Source organism: Arsukibacterium tuosuense, from assembly GCF_900215315.1.
Taxonomy (GTDB): Bacteria; Pseudomonadota; Gammaproteobacteria; order Enterobacterales; family Alteromonadaceae; genus Alishewanella; species Alishewanella tuosuense.
Genome location: NZ_OBEB01000005.1, coordinates 42,790 through 58,709, shown reverse-complemented (window position 1 = coordinate 58,709; position 15,920 = coordinate 42,790). Strand labels below are relative to the sequence as shown.

General features: G+C 49.7%; 14 protein-coding genes. 8 read left to right on the top strand and 6 right to left on the bottom strand.

The window, feature by feature from the left end; translation table 11 throughout:
- Positions 1-155: 155 nt before the first annotated feature.
- Positions 156-3,962, bottom strand: coding sequence for a bifunctional proline dehydrogenase/L-glutamate gamma-semialdehyde dehydrogenase PutA (putA, locus tag CRO03_RS11175; RefSeq protein ID WP_097111720.1), 3,807 nt, complete (start codon positions 3,960-3,962; stop codon positions 156-158).
- A gap of 304 nt (positions 3,963-4,266) precedes the next feature.
- On the opposite strand from putA, the gene CRO03_RS11170 reads away from it, so the two are divergent.
- Both CRO03_RS11170 and CRO03_RS11165 read left to right on the top strand, forming a co-directional pair.
- Positions 4,267-5,046 carry a MipA/OmpV family protein gene (locus CRO03_RS11170; protein ID WP_097111719.1) on the top strand — a complete coding sequence of 260 codons (780 nt, stop codon included), beginning with the start codon at positions 4,267-4,269 and terminating at the stop codon, positions 5,044-5,046.
- 13 nt (positions 5,047-5,059) lie between these two features.
- Positions 5,060-5,680, top strand: a complete 621-nt coding sequence (locus tag CRO03_RS11165) for a dienelactone hydrolase family protein (RefSeq protein ID WP_097111718.1) — start codon at positions 5,060-5,062, stop codon at positions 5,678-5,680.
- Here the strand turns inward: CRO03_RS11165 and CRO03_RS11160 are convergent.
- Complete coding sequence (locus CRO03_RS11160) at positions 5,625-5,870, bottom strand: EF-hand domain-containing protein (RefSeq protein ID WP_097111717.1); 246 nt, start codon at positions 5,868-5,870, stop codon at positions 5,625-5,627. The genes CRO03_RS11165 and CRO03_RS11160 overlap by 56 nt on opposite strands.
- A gap of 168 nt (positions 5,871-6,038) precedes the next feature.
- Between CRO03_RS11160 and CRO03_RS11150 the strand changes: the two genes are divergently transcribed.
- Together CRO03_RS11150 and CRO03_RS11145 are read left to right on the top strand one after the other, a co-directional pair.
- On the top strand, positions 6,039-6,995 hold the full coding sequence (locus CRO03_RS11150) for an aldo/keto reductase (protein WP_097111715.1): 957 nt from the start codon (positions 6,039-6,041) through the stop codon (positions 6,993-6,995).
- Positions 6,992-7,588 carry a DUF6064 family protein gene (locus CRO03_RS11145; RefSeq protein ID WP_097111714.1) on the top strand — a complete coding sequence of 199 codons (597 nt, stop codon included), beginning with the start codon at positions 6,992-6,994 and terminating at the stop codon, positions 7,586-7,588. The genes CRO03_RS11150 and CRO03_RS11145 overlap by 4 nt, the downstream gene beginning before the upstream one ends.
- A gap of 65 nt (positions 7,589-7,653) precedes the next feature.
- On the opposite strand, the gene CRO03_RS11140 is transcribed toward CRO03_RS11145, so the two are convergent.
- Positions 7,654-8,112, bottom strand: coding sequence for a gamma-glutamylcyclotransferase family protein (locus CRO03_RS11140; RefSeq protein WP_097111713.1), 459 nt, complete (start codon positions 8,110-8,112; stop codon positions 7,654-7,656).
- 358 nt (positions 8,113-8,470) lie between these two features.
- On the opposite strand from CRO03_RS11140, the gene CRO03_RS11130 reads away from it, so the two are divergent.
- A complete protein-coding gene (locus CRO03_RS11130) occupies positions 8,471-9,784 on the top strand; it encodes a diguanylate cyclase domain-containing protein (protein WP_245861619.1) in 1,314 nt (437 codons plus the stop codon).
- Between the two features lie 50 nt (positions 9,785-9,834).
- Here the strand turns inward: CRO03_RS11130 and CRO03_RS11125 are convergent, their stop codons facing one another.
- Both CRO03_RS11125 and CRO03_RS11120 read right to left on the bottom strand, forming a co-directional pair.
- Complete coding sequence (locus CRO03_RS11125) at positions 9,835-10,593, bottom strand: alpha/beta hydrolase (protein WP_097111711.1); 759 nt, start codon at positions 10,591-10,593, stop codon at positions 9,835-9,837.
- 23 nt (positions 10,594-10,616) lie between these two features.
- Positions 10,617-11,639, bottom strand: a complete 1,023-nt coding sequence (locus CRO03_RS11120; RefSeq protein WP_097111710.1) for an RDD family protein — start codon at positions 11,637-11,639, stop codon at positions 10,617-10,619.
- A gap of 299 nt (positions 11,640-11,938) precedes the next feature.
- On the opposite strand from CRO03_RS11120, the gene CRO03_RS11115 reads away from it, so the two are divergent.
- From CRO03_RS11115 to CRO03_RS11105, 3 genes are all read left to right on the top strand, one after another.
- Positions 11,939-12,859, top strand: coding sequence for an SDR family oxidoreductase (locus tag CRO03_RS11115; protein ID WP_097111709.1), 921 nt, complete (start codon positions 11,939-11,941; stop codon positions 12,857-12,859).
- A gap of 139 nt (positions 12,860-12,998) precedes the next feature.
- A complete protein-coding gene (locus CRO03_RS11110; protein ID WP_097111708.1) occupies positions 12,999-13,229 on the top strand; it encodes a hypothetical protein in 231 nt (76 codons plus the stop codon).
- Between the two features lie 23 nt (positions 13,230-13,252).
- Positions 13,253-13,471, top strand: a complete 219-nt coding sequence (locus CRO03_RS11105; protein WP_097111707.1) for a DUF6500 family protein — start codon at positions 13,253-13,255, stop codon at positions 13,469-13,471.
- A gap of 58 nt (positions 13,472-13,529) precedes the next feature.
- Here the strand turns inward: CRO03_RS11105 and CRO03_RS11100 are convergent, their stop codons facing one another.
- Positions 13,530-15,671, bottom strand: a complete 2,142-nt coding sequence (locus tag CRO03_RS11100) for a prolyl oligopeptidase family serine peptidase (RefSeq protein WP_097111706.1) — start codon at positions 15,669-15,671, stop codon at positions 13,530-13,532.
- Positions 15,672-15,920: the final 249 nt, after the last annotated feature.

Genomic DNA, 15,920 nt, shown 5'->3' with positions numbered 1-15,920 from the left:
CGGAAGAATTAAAGGCAGGGGGGCTGATGTACTTACGTAACAGCAGCATGGATGCTGCGCAGGCTGAAGGGGCACAGGGATGTGCTCCTTGAAGCCGGTGAAGTAAGTATTTTCAGCCATCCAGCCCCTTCCCTGTGGGCTGGTACAATGCCTGATTACGACTCGTCGTCTTCCACCATCGTCATCAGTGAGGTATTACCGCCCGAGGCCGTGGTATCAATACTGATGGTTTTTTCGGTAATTAACCGTTTAATCAACGTATCATAATACTCGGCGCTGATTACCGGCAGTATTGCCCCCTCACGCTTAGCCAGTTGCTGGCTGAAGTAACCCAAGCGCGATGAACGCGCGGCTACCACAGCACCGGCTAAATGCGGGTGGGCCAGAATGGCCTGCAACTGATCCGGCCGGGCTACCTGGAATACGCCTTTGGCAACCCCTGTGGCAATAAACTTATCGCGAAACGCCTGGGCTTCTTCATAAAACAGCTCTGACGCCACGGTAATTACCGTATTACCGGCAGCCAGGGCAGTGATAATCGACAGGGTCCAGAAGTTAAACGACGTACTCTTATCGGCATAACACACCACACAACCCCGTGGTTCATAGTGCAGGGTGTTTGACTCGCCCGTTGGCCCTGGTAACACAATAGCTTTACGCATATGTTTTTCCAGCCGGTTCAGCTGGGCCCGGGCATCAGACAGGGTAGAGCCTAAATCGTCGGCCAGTTCATCGATAATGTCTACGGTGGCAATTTTCGCCAGTAACTGGCGAACCACGGACACCCGGTCATTCAGTTTGGTGTTGCGCCACTTTTTCTCATCCCGCAGGGAGTTTTCCATTAACTGCTGTACCTGGGCTTCAGCGTCAGCGGTGTGGTGCATGTCCAGCTCGTCCGGGGTCAGGTTAGTCATCTGCACGTTTTCAGGTGACGCTTGTTCTTTTACCAGACGCAGTAAATAGTTCGGGCCACCGGCTTTAGGGCCGGTACCAGACAGGCCACGGCCACCAAATGGCTGGGCACCGACAATAGCACCAATCATATTGCGGTTAACGTAGACGTTGCCGGCGCGCGACATTTTCGCCAGATACTCACAGCGCTCTTCGATCCGTGAGTGAATACCCATGGTCAGGCCATAGCCGGTACCATTAATCTGGTCGATGACTTTATCCAGATCTTTGGCACTAAAGCGGATCACATGGACACAAGGGCCAAAAACTTCGCGTTTCAGTACCGACAAGTCTTTAATCTCATACAGCCGTGGCGCAAAGAAGTAAGCACCGTTCTTGCTGTTATCCGGTATGCCGCACTGGTAGTGCAGGGTGGCTTTGTCTTTCAGGTACTCGACATGCTCTTCCAGGTTTTTCAGGGCTTTGGCATCAATAACCGGACCAATGTCGGTGCTTAACAGCGCCGGATCGCCAACGTGCATTTCTTCCAGCGCGCCTTTTAGCATGGTAATAATGCCGTCGGCGACGTCTTCCTGAATAAACAGCACCCGCAGCGCTGAGCAGCGCTGGCCGGCACTTTGAAAGCCAGAGCTGATAACATCATCCACCACCTGCTCGGGCAGGGCGGTTGAGTCAACAATCATGCAGTTCTGACCACCGGTTTCGGCAATCAGTGGTACCTGAATATCATTACGGTTAGCCAGGGTCTGGGCAATCAGGGTGCCGGTGTCGGTCGAACCGGTAAACATTACTGCCTGAATGCGCGAGTCCGGCACTATGGTTTTACCCACATCACTGCCGCGGGCGATAACGGCCTGCACCACATGCTCTGGTAAACCGACAATGTGCATCAGTTCAATAGTACGCAGGGCAATCAGACTGGTTTGTTCGGCCGGTTTGGCGATAACGGTATTACCGGTAACAATAGCAGCGGCGACCTGACCCAGGAAAATAGCCAGTGGGAAATTCCACGGGCTGATACATAAAATAACCCCACGTGGTTCAAAGCGCTCGTCCTTAGCTAACTCTTCGGCGCGGGCGGCATAGTAGCGACAAAAATCGACCGCTTCACGCACTTCATCAATACCATCCTGAGCAACTTTACCGGCTTCTTTAATACAAATCGCCACCAGCTCGTCGTGATGACGTTCCAGAATATCAGCTATCCGCCGCAACAGATTCGCGCGCTGGGCTATCGGGGTTTGTGACCAGTCAGTAAAGGCTTCATCGGCATTGCTCAGCAACTGCTGCATTTGCTCGGTGTTGTGCATAGTCACATGGCCAATAATCTCCTGATGATTGGCCGGGTTTTTCACCGGTACTGCGCCGGTGGGTACCGTATCTTCGCTAATTAAATGCTCTTTAAACCAGCGCTCCAGGTTAGCTTTAAACGGCATCAGGCTGTTAATGTCGGTTAAATCCATCCCGCGCGAGTTAGAACGCTCAGCGCCGTATAAATCTATCGGCATTTTAATCTGGGTATTATATTTGTTGCGCAGACCCTGCAGGGTTTCTACCGGATCAGGTAGCAGCGCTTCCACCGGTTGCGTGGTGTCGACAATAGCATTTACAAACGATGAGTTGGCGCCGTTTTCCAGCAGGCGACGCACTAAATAGGCCAACAGGTTTTCATGCTCGCCAACCGGGGCATATACCCGGCACTGAATTTTTTCTTCGGTAACAATCTGATCGAACAGTGACTCGCCCATGCCGTGCAGGCGCTGGAATTCAAAGCCGGTGTTATCGCCTTTGGCAACTTCTAAAATGGTAGCAGCGGTATACGCGTTGTGCGTGGCAAATTGCGGGTACAAGACGTCACGGGCTTCCAGCATTTTAATGGCACAGGCTTTGTAAGACACATCGGTTGAGGCCTTGCGGGTAAATACCGGGTAGTGATCGAGGCCATCTTGCTGAGTGGTTTTAATCTCGGTATCCCAATACGCGCCTTTAACCAGCCGAACCATTATCTGGCGGCCAACTTTACGCGCTAACTGAGTTAACCACTCTATAACGAAAACAGCACGTTTCTGATAGGCTTGTACTGCCAGGCCAAAACCGGTCCAGTCGCCTAAATCCGGATCACTGAATATAGCTTCAATAATATCCAGTGAGATATCCAGCCGGTCAGCTTCTTCGGCATCAACAGTGAAACCAATATCATATTTTTTGGCGACCAGAACTAACTCTTTTAATTTGGGCAGTAGTTCGGTCATTACCCGTTCACGGTGACTAAATTCATAGCGTGGATGAATCGCCGACAGTTTTACTGAAATACCGGGGCTTTTAATCGGGCCACGGCCTTTTGCTGCTTTACCAATGGCGTGAATAGCGGTTAAATAACTTTGGTAGTAACGGTCGGCATCGGCCATGGTGCGGGCACCTTCGCCCAGCATGTCGTAGGAATACACGTAGCCTTTTTTCTCTGTGTCAGCCGCGCGATCAATAGCATCATCAATGGTGGTACCCATAACAAACTGTTTGCCCATAATTTTCATGGCAAAATTAACTGAGCGGCGAATAACAGGCTCGCCGAGCCGCCCCAGGGTTTTTTTCAGAATACCGAACTGCTCAGCCTTACTATGATCAGAGTAGTTGACCATTTTACCGGTAACTAACAGGCCCCAGGATGAGGCATTCACAAACAGCGAGTCGCTGCTACCTAAATGCGAGCTCCAGTCGCCATTGGCTAATTTGTCACGAATCAGCATATCCTGAGTTTTCTTATCCGGCACCCTAAGCAGTGCTTCGGCCAGACACATCAGTACCACGCCTTCTTCGCTGGACAGGGAAAACTCATTTAGTAAGGCATCAATACCGCCCTGGCCATCCTGATCTTTACGGATGTTCAATACAATTTGCCGTGCTCGCTCCCAGGCCCTGCTCCGTGCTTTCACACCCACTTCAGCCAGTGGTAATAACATGTCAATGATCTGATTTTCATCAATCCGGTAGTAATCACGGATTTTTTGTCTGATTGGACATTCGGTAGTTAAATCACCAGTAAATAACATAATTAACCCTTAACAAAATGGTGGCTGACCCTAAGTACACTAGCCGATGGGGTGGCACGAAAGTAAGCGTGCATACTAATCAAAATGTAGCAGAATGTGCTGGCTTAATTGCGGTATTTATCCCTAGTTTGCAGGGCGTAACTGCAATTTAGCCGTATAAAATGCTGCTGTTTCTGTCAAAATAGCAATGCTGCCAGCGTTGATTCAGGATTGTTGGCTGATCGGATTACATCTGACTACAGTAATAAGCCTGACAGTGTTATAGGCTGCAAGTTCAGGTAAACAACGACTCTAAGGTTTGCAAATGCATAATTTTCGTCAATATTTCAGCACAATTGCGCTTGGCATCGGCTTATTGTTAAGTAGTTCGGTACAGGCTCAGCAAAGTCAGCAAGCCAATGTACAACAACCACCGCAGGGTTTTCTGTACGGGGTGGGTATCGGCGTTAATCAGGAAATTTACCGTGGTTATAAACGCCGCACTATCCCACTGCCTTTAATTGGTTACCGCGGCGAAAAGCTGTCGGTTTATGGTCCTTTTGTCAGTTATCAGTTGCTGCAGCAAGGTAATGTTAGTTTCAGTGCCAAACTGGCGCCGCGGTTCGCCGGTTTTGACGAATCGGACAGTAGTGTATTTATTGGTATGGCTAAGCGTAAAAGCTCACTGGATGGCGGTTTTGGGGTGCAGTGGCGCCAAAATGGCTGGCAGGTTGAAGCTGAAACCCTGCACGATTTACTGGGTAATTCAAAGGGGCAGGAGGCTAAACTGGCTGTAGGCTACGGTATGCGTTTTGGCCCGGTGCAGCTCGAACCTAAAGCAGGCGTCAGCTATTCAGACAGCAAGCTGGTCGATTATTACTACGGCGTGCGGCTGGAAGAAGCTACTGCCAGTCGTTCGGCCTATCGCGCGGCCTCAGCCGTAAATTACAATGCCGGTATATCGTTAAGCACCCCTGTGTTTTTTGGCGGGATGACCCGGCTGGGCATTGAACACCATTGGTACGACGACAGTATCAGCAATAGCCCGTTAACCGATCGTGATACTGGTGTCTCGGCATTTTTATCATGGTCGAGGTTTTTTTAATCCCGGAGCGGCAATGCCCAGACATATCGCAATTATCACCGACATTTTTGGACTCTGCAGCGGGGTAGAGCGCCTGTCGCAGGATTTAGCCGGTGACTACACCATAACCCTTACCGATCCGTACCAGCAGCAACCTCAGAGTTTTAGCAATGAGCAGCAGGCCTATGCAACGTATTGCGAAAGATGCGGTCATGATCGTTATGTCAGTCAGGTTGTCAGTGCCATCCAGCAACCGGTTGAGTTAGCGATTGGTTTTAGCGCCGGTGCCAGCGCCTTGTGGCGGGCGTTATCTTCGCCGGCAGCAGCCAACGTGAAACAGGCTATGTTGTTTTATCCGGGGCAAATTTATCAGCATCTGAAACTGACACCTGATATACCGACGAGGATAATATTTGGCGTCAGCGAGCTGCATTTTAACGTCGATACCATGCTGCAGCTGTTATCAGAAAAACCGGCAGTCAGCGCGGTGAAAACCCCTTACAAGCATGGCTTTATGAACCCGCCAGCTGCCGCTTTTAGTGAGGCAGGCTATCAGCAATATCTTGATGTTATAAAGAGTATGCTGAACCCGCTATTCCTCAATACTCCCACCAGCACTGCTGCCACCACTCCAGAAATTCAGCAAAATCGATAAAACCATCATTATTTTTGTCGATAAGCTTAAACCCTTCGTCAACATGGTTGGCCTTTGTTTTCGGTGCCAGTACGGTCAATAGCTCAATAAATTCAGCAATATCAATCTGGCCATTACCATCACGGTCAAAAAACTCAAACTCGCTTTTAATTTCAGCCAATTGTTGTTCAGTTAAGATTTCTTTGCTCACACTTATTACCTTGTTGTTGAATCAAATTATGGTCCAGTTTACTTGGCGCAGAAATGTCTGTCTATGCCGGTCGTTTGCTGCCTCTGGTTTGGCGACATTAAACAGCAGCTGTTATGCTTTACAACTGTTTCAGGCAGATAAGCCGAAAAATGCGGAAGGGGGCAGAGCATGAATAATCGTTTAAGCCGCAGGCAAAGCCTGAAGTTGCTGGCTGCAGCAATTACGGCCGGTTTATTGCCGTCGTTGCCTGTTGCTGCCGGCCCGGCTGCTGCTAACCCCGCCAATAACGGCATGTTACAAAAGAAATTTGGCAAGGCCGGCAAAGCGCTGCCGGCAATTGGCATGGGTACGTGGCGCACCTTTAATGTCGGCAGCGATCCCAAATTGCTCGATGCCAGAACGCAAGTGGTAAAAGCTTTTTTTGAACATGGCGGTGGTCTGATTGACTCCTCGCCGATGTATGGCTCAGCACCTGATGTGATGGGGTATGCCTTACAAAAACTGGGCCTTCCCGACAGCCTGTTTGCAGCAGAAAAAGTCTGGAGCCCGGCCGGCGGTTCAGCCCGCGAGCAGGTAGCTGATTTAAAACAACGCTGGCAGCTAGAGCACTTTAATCTGATGCAGGTGCATAACCTGACGGACTGGCGCGAGCATCTGGCAGCGCTGCGTCAGATGAAAGCTGACGGCAAAATCGGCCATATCGGTATTACCACGTCACACGGCCGGCGCCATAAAGATTTGGAGCAGATTATGGCGTCGGAAGATATCGACTTTATCCAGCTGACTTACAACATTACCCATCGTGCGGTTGAGCAGCGTTTGCTGCCATTAGCACAAGAGAAGGGCATTGCCGTTATCGCCAACCGACCGTACGATGGCGGCAGTTTGATTAAGGGCTTGCAGCGGCGTAATCAGCCACTGCCAGAGTGGGCGGCAGAGGAATGTGGCAGCAGTAACTGGGCCGACTTTTTACTGAAGTTTATTGTCAGTCATCCGGCCATTACCTGCGCTATACCAGCTACTTCCCAGGTTGCTCATATGCAGGAGAATATGGCAGCGGGCAGCGGGGTTATGCCATCTGCCAGCGCCCGGCAGCGCATGCAGCGCTATATAGAGGCGTTATGAGCGACGGTTCAGCTTATCAGTTGCAACAGTTTATTCCGTTTAGCCGCGACGTTTATTTCCGGTTACTGGAGCGTATTGGCGAATCTTTTTGGCCTTTACATGTTCTTACGCTGTTACTGGGTGTACTGGTGCTGCTGCTGGCACTGCGACATAAAGTCAGAGCCGGCAGCATATTGCTGGCACCGCTATGGGCATGGGTCGGTTATGCGTTTTTTATCCGGCACTATGCTGAGCTAAACTGGGCCGGTAATTATATTGGCTATGCTTTTATCGCCGAGGCGGTAATGCTGTTGCTTATCGCGCTAAGCGGTAAAGGCCTTGCTAAAACAGCACCAGACAATCGGCCAGCGGTCATTGTTGGTTTGATATTAGCCCTGACCGGGCTGGTGGGCTGGCCGTTTATTGGCCTGCTAAGTGGCGATTCCTGGTATCAGGCAGAAGTATTCGGTATTTTTGCCGACCCTACCGCTATTGCCACCCTGGGCCTGCTACTTATTATGCTCAGAGGCTGGCTGTTGTGGCTAAGCGCTATTATCCCACTGCTGTGGCTGGTGATCTCCAGCCTGACCTGGTGGGTGCTGCTTAACTCTTAGTTCTGGTTAGGCAGCATATATGCCGGACACAATACTCTTTCTCACTCACCGGGATCACTACAGGGTTAATCGGTTAGCTCGTTTGTTAGCTCCTGCACCAGCGGGTCCATAAGTTGATAAACCCAGGCTGACTGACCATTAGCCAACGTTAATTGAACCCGTTGGTAGCGCACACCCAGCCGCTCATATCTGTCCAGGGCTCTAAGCTCAGTGCCAGTTACGGTAATAACCAGGCCTTCGGTAACCGCGCCAGGCGTGGGTTTTATATCCAACGCGTCTTTCTGATAGCCGGGTAGGGTGGCTGGTTTACCAGTGCCGGCGCGGCCCATTACCAGAGCGCGCACCCAGGGCTTTTTCAGGGTGCCGTAAACAAAAACCGAATAGCTGGCGTTATCATCAATCGCTGGTAATTCGCCGCTTGGCTTATAACCAAGCGGGCTGACAAAGGTCAGCCACAGGTAGCCGACTGCCAGAATTATCAGGGCTGACACAGTGAGCAGGGCGCGTTGCAAAAATTTTTTCATTGGCTAGCTGGCTTTCTCTGTTCATTATTGTGCTTTGTAAAACCCTGCCAGATCTTGTGGCCGGATACAACGTTCTTGCTAACTTGAACCTGGAAAAGAACGGCTGGAACCCCGTTTTGGTCGACACAGAGTGTCTGAGCGAGCGAGAGCGAGAGAGTTGCTGTGGCGAGCCAGGGCGGGTGTTGCAGCTGTTCTCCCCCACATGCCGGATCCAACTCGCTTCTCCACTTGCCAGGGCAACATAGTAGGCAGATAATTTAAATCATGCATGTTGGCATCTGTACACGTGCTACAGTTAATTACTGTCCTTAAACGAAATACACATAAAATGCGATTAGCTGAGTTTATCCGGTCAGACATGGAACCCATTCTTAAGGACTGGGAAGCATTTGCTAAAACCCTGCTTGCTGCTGAGGATATGAATAAAACCGGCTTGCGTGACCATGCCAAAGATATGTTGCTTGAAATTGCCGATGACCTCGATTCATACCAGAGTGAGTCAGCACAAGCTGCAAAATCAAAAGGTATTGCACCGGCAGAGGCTGAAGAGTCCTGGGCGGAGATACATGGTAGTGACCGGCAAACCAGCGGCTTTAGCGTTATGGAAACGGTGTCTGAATTTCGGGCGCTGCGGGCCAGTGTGGTGTCATTGTGGACCAAAGCCAACCCAAGCATTGCCGGTGATAAATTAGAAGATTTAACCCGCTTTCATGAAGCCATAGACCAGGCAGTGGCCGAATCACTGCAACACTACGCTGTCGTCAAAGAAATGGAAACCCGCTTATTCGGGGCTATTCTGCTGGCATCACCCGATCCGATTTACGTACTGGATCTGGAGGGCCGTTTTGTCTATGCCAATAAAGCCACCGCGAATCTTTTCGGGCTGGCTCACAAAGCCATTATTGGTAAAACCACTTTTGAACTGGGCTTTCCGTTTGCCGCTGATTTTCAGCATAACCTTAAAAAAGTTATTGTCGATCAGTCTACTTTTCGCGGTAAATTTGTGCACACTTTTGCATCGGGTAATGGTGAGCAGTTTGAATACCTGCTGGCACCGGTACTGGACGAGAATAACGAGACTGAAGCCACCGTCTGTATATCCCGGGACGTAACCGAGCAGGCTGTTGCCGCAGAAAAAATATGGTACAACGCCCATTATGACCTGCTAACCGGGCTGCCAAACCGGCGCCTTTTTCTGGATAGGCTGGAGCAGGAAGTTAAACACGCTAAACGCAGTGGCCTGCCACTGGCTGTATTTTTTATGGATCTGGATGGCTTTAAGGAAGTTAATGACGCACTTGGCCATGATGCTGGTGATCATTTGCTGGCGGCTGTGGCAAAACGCCTGACTGAAAGTGTACGGGAAGAGGATACCGTTGCCAGGTTAGGCGGCGATGAATTTACCGTTATTCTTTCTGGCGCTAAGCAACACGCAGATGTTGAACTGGTGGCGCAGACTATTATTGATGCGCTGGCGACGCCCTTTCAGATCGCTCAGGATAATGTGCAGATTTCGGTAAGTTTAGGTATAGCGCTGTACGCGCAGGATGCTACCTCCCCGGCCTCTTTATTACAGGCGGCAGATCACGCGATGTATAAAGCCAAAAAAGCCGGCGCCAATCAGATGTGTTTTTTTGAGAAAGCCGCCGATCAAAAAGAACAGCAAAGCTGACAGCAGATAACGGTAAAGTGCGCCCGATAATTTCCAGGCTATAACTAAACTTATGGTGGTGCCTCAGCGAGCCAGGCCGCAAGCTGACTGGCGCTCAGATAGCTGTTGTGGTTACCACTATAGCGAATAAGTGTGGCCACACCGGGCGCAAAGGCCTGATGCAGTGCTTCGCTGTGGGCGGGGCCTATTATTTCGTCCTGCTCTGCTACGATCAGCAGGGTGGGGCTGTTAATCACTGGCGCATAATCAACCGATTTATAGGTATCTTTTAATAACCACTGCACCGGAAAAAACGGAAACTGCCGGCTTGCCAGTGCGCTCAGGCTATCAAACGGGGTAATTAACACCAGTTGCGTTATCTTACGCTGTGCTGCCAGTTGCACCGCAACAGCAGAGCCCAGGCTGCGGCCTACTACCGTAATGTCAGTATGGTTGCTTTGCACCTGGTCATACAACGCAAGTGCATCTGCAACCAGCACCTGCTCTGAAGGTTTGCCACTGCTGCCACCATAGCCACGATAATGCATCAGATATATAGCATGTTCAGGAAACGCCGCAGCAAACTCCGGCAGCGACACACTGACATCCTCGGCATTGCCGCCAAAATACAGTAGCGCTTGCTGAGAGTCGCGTTCTTTGCGGCTGACCAGCACCGTTGCCTTGGCTTGTTGCAGCAACAGCGGATCGGTTGGCGGCAACTGCGCCGGTACCGGAAAATAAATTAACTGGCGCTGCAGCAGATACAACAGTAAGCACAGCAGGCCATAGCCCGCCAGCACATAGCCTGAAATAGTAAACAACATACGCATGCGGTATCCGGCTTGTATTGAGGTTATATTTTAAGGACTAAGGTGTCGGCTACTTTATCCTGAATAGCTTGCCGGTTTGGATCCCAGTATATCTGGATAAATCCCAGTAGCCCTGTGGCAAAGCCGGCGCTGTAGCCACCCTGGCGACCAAATGCCTGCCACAGCGTAAGCGGTGTGTTATTTAGCTGCACTACTTTTATAGCCATAAGGGCTTTGCCAAGCGTCTGGCCACCATTCCAACTGATAAACAGGGTAAAATAAAACACCGCCCAGCCAAAACCAATACCTAAATCGGTTAAAATGCCCTGCAACCATTTAACAACACTGTGATCTGATTGTGCTAACTGTTGCCACCACGAGCTGTCTGAGTCGGACTGAGTGGTCGTCTCAATTAACACATCGGTAGCCTGCTGCGCGGCTTGTTGGCGATGCTGCTTAATATTGCTCATCGCTTTATTTAATGCCACCATCTGCTCTGACGGTGTCAGTGATGAGTCTTCAAGCAAGTCTGTAATCATGCTTTCAATTTCGTCGTCGGTAAGCTTACTGCCACGTAATTGCTCGCTGATATTGTCTAACTGCTTATCAGCGCATCCGGCATTACACTCTGTACTGGTAAGCGCAATGGCGCTTGCGGTAATTAATACACCTTCTTTTACGTTGTAGTCGCTGCGCTCGTCGGTTTCCCCCGGCATCAGTGGTAATAAAAACAACGATAACAGCGCGAAGGCGATGACAATATTCCGGCGCCGGTTGTTGAGTTGTAAATGGCAGCGATAAGCCAGATAAGCCGCCACAGGCAGCAGGAATAAAAAGCTACCGGAGGTAAGTAAAGCGATAAGCACACCATCCACGGTTATGGCAACGCCCCGGCGCCACGGCTTTGCCAGGGAGCGACCCACCAGGGCATTGGCTACCGTAAAATCGTGCGGGGTAACCACCTGGCGCACTTGCTGCGGTGTCAGCTGGTGGCCATCCAGGTCAACATATACTCCCGGAGATACTTCCGTAATGCTGGCATTACCATCAAACTGGTGCAGACTCATCACAATGTTGCTCTACCATTTTAAAAAAATTCAATTTACGCTAAACCGGCCATAAAGCGATAGCAGTGTTTATCATTTAGTAAACGCTCTCTGTTTTTCAAATGCTTAAGTATGGCAAAAGGGAAAAACTGCCCCCATGGTTCTTCACTAACAAAGCGTACCAACGTTATTTTCAGTCATATGCCGGATATAACACCTTTCATCTGTTTATTAAGTCTTAGTTTGTAAATACTCCTGCTGCCAACTATGTTTAATTTCACTCAGTTTAGCATTCGCTTAATTTCGCAGGGAAGGCAACTATGGCTAATAACTCAGTTTCACCCAAAACAATAGTAGTAACCGGTTGTAGTTCTGGCTTTGGTCGGCAGGTTTCGGAGCAGTTTGCCCGCCGTGGCGATCGGGTGTATGCCACTTTACGTGGTATCGGCGATAAAAACGCAGCTATTGCCAATGAGCTTAGGGCACTGGCAAAAGCAGAAAATCTGGATTTGCGGCTGCTGGAAATGGACGTTACTTCATCGCGCTCAGTGGATGCGGCAGCAAAAACGGTGCTGGCCGAATCCGGCGCGCCGGATGTGGTCATCAACAATGCCGGCCAGATGTATGTCGGGTTTACTGAGTCTTTTACTGCCGAAGAGCTAACCCGACAGCTGGACGTTAATGTGGTCGGTATACACCGGGTAAGCCGGGCTTTTTTACCGGCAATGCGTAAGCAGGGTAACGGCCTTTTTATCAATATTAGTTCAGTTGCCGGGCGTTTAAGTGCGCCTTTTTTCGGGGTATATCATGCCAGCAAGTGGGCAGTGGAAGGGTACAGCATGGCGCTACGCGGTGAACTGGCCAGTTCCGGCGTAGATGTGGTGCTGGTAGAGCCTGGGCCATTTACCACTTCACTGTTTACCAGTAGCCCGCGACCGGAAGATGCTGACGCCCGGGCCGCAAGTTATCCTGTAGTTGCGCAGGAAACCCTGGCCGGTTTAGCGATGGCCTTTGACGGTATTTTAAATGACCCTGCGGCGCCTACCAACCCTGATTTAGTGGTGCAGCGGATAATTGAGCTGGCCGACCTGCCCGCAGGCACCCGGCCGTTTCGCAGCGTAGTTGGGCTTGATTTTGGCGTAACGGCCCATAACGCTGCCTCAGAACCTTTCGATGCCGCTGTACTGGAAGCCTTTGGCATGACTACGTTCGCAACCTTATTACCCGGCAAGCTGGAATAGGCAAACTTTTTCAGATTTAAGGAAAAACTATTGCTAAGCTACTGGTATTTTATCGTAAGCACGCGTACTTTACCGAAAACCTGCCTCCAGCAATTTGATGACTATTATCAGCAAACGAGGCTATGTCCAGGATCAGTAAATGTATATTGGTATATTTTTAATCATTTGTGCGTCGGTTTTTATGTATCGGGTTGCACAACATGAAAAACGTCTGGGTTGGCTTTGGGGGAGTGTAACAGCTCTTATTATTCTGTTGCTTTCTCAGGTCATTTTATCGACCTATTTGCCGTCACTCGTCGGGGTAATACTGGCATATATGCTAATGATGGCAGCGAATATTTATCGGCCAGTAAATAAGGGGCCAATTTAATCACGCCACTGGAATTCCCATCTATGCGAGACACCTTAAGACAAAAAATTATTGCGGTTTGTGACAAAAAAATCCTCGCCAAAGGCGAGACATTGGGCCTGTCGTTTTATGCCTTTTTCGCCAATAAGAATGATGACCCCGAGCTTCTGATGGAAGCGGCAAGCTGGTGGATCCAAACCCACCGCCTGGATCATTTTGAGAAGGCGCAGAAAATAAAAAAGATGGTTATAGCCGGGCTGTAACCATCTTCTTTTCAGTATCGTGCCACAGTCACTTCATTAATAGTCACTTCATTAGTAGTTATTTCATTAACTGCTGACTTAAAAAGGTGTACTCAAGCGCCGTTCTTTTGGCTGTTTCCTGCAGATTCGCTGCCGCAGAATGGCCGCCGTCAATGTTTTCATAGTATTCAAAATTGTGGCCATACTGTTCTAACATATAAGCCATTTTTCTGGCGTGTGCCGGATGTACCCGATCATCTTTGGTCGAGGTCACAAAAAATATCGAAGGATACTCGCCCTTAGGATCAATATTGTGTAACGGCGATATTTTTTGCAGAAAAGCCCGCTCTTCCGGAATATCCGGGCTGCCAAACTCGCCAACCCATGAAGCGCCCGCCAATAGGGTGTGATAACGCAACATATCCAGCAATGGCACCTGACACACCACGGCATTCCATAAATCAGGCCGCTGGGTATACATCACGCCCATTAATAAGCCGCCATTTGAACCACCCATTACCCCCAGATGCTTGGGTGAGGTGATTTTTTTGGCAATGATATCTTCCGCTACCGCAATCATATCGTCGAAAATAACCTGACGCTTGGTTTTTAACCCCGCCTGGTGCCAGGCCGGGCCGTACTCACCGCCACCGCGGATATTGGCCAGCACATAAACGCCGCCCTGTTCCAGCCAGTTTTTACCCAGAATGCCGGAATAACTGGGTTTCATTGATATTTCAAAGCCGCCGTAGGCATATTGCAGGGTAGGGTTGCTGCCGTCGAGAGTGATGCCTTGTTTGTGCACAACAAAATACGGTATTTTTTCACCGTCAGTCGAACTGGCAAAATATTGCTGAACCACCAGATCAGTGGCATCAAACCGGGCCGGCGTCGATTTAATCGCTACAATATCAGCGTTGCTGACATTCACCTGATACAGGGTGTCTTGCGAAACAAAATTTTCCTGATTAACAAAAATAATGTCGCTGTCATCATTGGCTGAAGACACCGACATCGTGCTGTTATCCGGCAAGGCCAGCTTGTTGTGCTGCCAGTCACCATCGAAGTCATACACATAGATATTGTTGACCACGTTTTCCAGCAGATTAATCACCAGTTTGCTGGCGGTAATCGATACCCCATCCAGCGTGGCACGTTCATCTGGCTGATACACCAATTGCACGGCACCAATTTTGTTATTCTGCAGCCAGTTTTGCATATCAAAAGACACTAAGGCGCCACTTTTAAAGGCGGTGGTACTGCCATCCGGAGTCCAGTCTTGTTTCAGGCTTAAAATAAGTTGCCCTTTAAAAATGCCGTTGATACTTGAAGTATTGGGGATTGGTAACTGAACCGGGTCGCCTTTTTCCGGTAACCAATAGTATTCAGACTCGTAAAACGTAATGGCCCGCACCACCATATTTAACTGTTGATCCTGGTGCTTCAGCGCATAAGGAAATACGCCGACATCGGTTTTACTGCCACTAAACACTGTCACGGCTTCGTCCAGCGACTGGCCGCGTTGCAGTTGTTTAATAACATAGGGATAGCCGCTGTCAGTCAGTGAGTCATCGCCCCAGTTAGTGCCAACATGCAAGCTGTCGGGATTATTCCAGCTTAGGGCTGTTTTGGCTTCCGGCAGATAAAAACCCTTATCAACGAAGGTTTTGCTGGCGCGATCCCACTCGCGCATTTCTACCGCATCTTTGCCGCCATCAGATAGCGACACCATGCAAAGGTTATGATTGGTTTCTGCGCAGGTTGTCCCTTTAAACACCCAGTTTTTGCCTTCCGCGGCAGACAGGGCATCAATATCCAGCAGCGTTTGCCATTGCGGTTGCGCTTTGCTGTATTCAGCCAGACTGGTTTGGCGTAACACCCCCCTGACATGGTTTTCATCCTGCCAGAAGTTGTACACCATATCGTTGCGGTAGGTTCCATACGGGATTTTATCGGTGGCATTTACGATATTTAAGGCCGCCTGTTGATATTGGCTAAAACGCGGGTCGCTGGTAAGTTTGTCCAGCGTGCGTTTATTCCAGCCAGTCACCTTAGCAAGTGCCTGTTCGCCTTCAACCTCTTCTAACCATAGCGGTGCTTCGGTAATGCTTGCTGTCATGGATGTTTGCACTTCTGAATTGGCTTGCTGTGTGGTATCTGCAGGGTTGCAAGCGCTTAGTACAGCTAAGCTTGCAACAGTTACGATCATTTTTAGTTTCATTGTAACCCCGGGAAATTATTATTTTTATTACGCCGGATTAATGTAAAGACAGTGGCGGCCAATGTAAACCAGATTATTGTCAGGGAAATTACGTCACTACCGGGGCAGTGACGCACTCTTGCGATCCCTGTGGTTTTGGGGGCAGGTCTTTCATTTTGCCAATAGACAAAAAAGGCAAAAAGACCAGACCCCGCTGGGGGTAAATGTTGGAAAAAAATATGTTGTTGTGCTAGATTCTCTAGCGAGAAA

Bases quoted from the DNA above. Each gene is read 5' to 3' on its own strand.
- putA (WP_097111720.1), bottom strand. From the start codon at position 3,962: ATGTTATTTACTGGTGATTTAACTACCGAATGTCCAATCAGACAAAAA.
- CRO03_RS11170 (WP_097111719.1), top strand. From the start codon at position 4,267: ATGCATAATTTTCGTCAATATTTCAGCACAATTGCGCTTGGCATCGGC.
- CRO03_RS11165 (WP_097111718.1), top strand. From the start codon at position 5,060: ATGCCCAGACATATCGCAATTATCACCGACATTTTTGGACTCTGCAGC.
- CRO03_RS11150 (WP_097111715.1), top strand. From the start codon at position 6,039: ATGAATAATCGTTTAAGCCGCAGGCAAAGCCTGAAGTTGCTGGCTGCA.
- CRO03_RS11145 (WP_097111714.1), top strand. From the start codon at position 6,992: ATGAGCGACGGTTCAGCTTATCAGTTGCAACAGTTTATTCCGTTTAGC.
- CRO03_RS11140 (WP_097111713.1), bottom strand. From the start codon at position 8,112: ATGAAAAAATTTTTGCAACGCGCCCTGCTCACTGTGTCAGCCCTGATA.
- CRO03_RS11130 (WP_245861619.1), top strand. From the start codon at position 8,471: ATGGAACCCATTCTTAAGGACTGGGAAGCATTTGCTAAAACCCTGCTT.
- CRO03_RS11125 (WP_097111711.1), bottom strand. From the start codon at position 10,593: ATGCGTATGTTGTTTACTATTTCAGGCTATGTGCTGGCGGGCTATGGC.
- CRO03_RS11120 (WP_097111710.1), bottom strand. From the start codon at position 11,639: ATGAGTCTGCACCAGTTTGATGGTAATGCCAGCATTACGGAAGTATCT.
- CRO03_RS11115 (WP_097111709.1), top strand. From the start codon at position 11,939: ATGGCTAATAACTCAGTTTCACCCAAAACAATAGTAGTAACCGGTTGT.
- CRO03_RS11110 (WP_097111708.1), top strand. From the start codon at position 12,999: ATGTATATTGGTATATTTTTAATCATTTGTGCGTCGGTTTTTATGTAT.
- CRO03_RS11105 (WP_097111707.1), top strand. From the start codon at position 13,253: ATGCGAGACACCTTAAGACAAAAAATTATTGCGGTTTGTGACAAAAAA.
- CRO03_RS11100 (WP_097111706.1), bottom strand. From the start codon at position 15,671: ATGAAACTAAAAATGATCGTAACTGTTGCAAGCTTAGCTGTACTAAGC.